This is a genomic window from Endozoicomonas atrinae (genome assembly GCF_001647025.1).
GTDB lineage: Bacteria > Pseudomonadota > Gammaproteobacteria > Pseudomonadales > Endozoicomonadaceae > Endozoicomonas > Endozoicomonas atrinae.
Window position 1 is genome coordinate 1 of sequence record NZ_LUKQ02000909.1, and the last position, 250, is coordinate 250.

The window sequence follows — 250 nt, forward strand, 5'->3', positions numbered from 1 at the left end:
GTTTCAGAATGGCTGTGAGGCAAGTTCATCTACGGGCCATGGCTGATATCACAGGCATGTCATCCCCTGCGATATATCGAATGATTGATCAGATCTGGAAACACTGCATAGCTTATACGGCCTACAGAGAGCGAAAACTTCAACATATTCTTAAAGATAGGTATCTTCACATTGCGGTAGATAGACAGGAATATACGGTCAACTGGAAAAGCCGTTATGATCGTCGCTTCACTATATTGCTTGGCATAGC

The 250-nt window shown here is 43.6% G+C and carries 1 protein-coding gene; it reads left to right on the forward strand.

What is annotated here, in order from left to right:
• Positions 1-38 precede the first annotated feature (38 nt).
• Positions 39-250: hypothetical protein (locus tag AK963_RS36480; protein WP_238593924.1), on the forward strand; the 212-nt coding region annotated here is incomplete at its 3' end.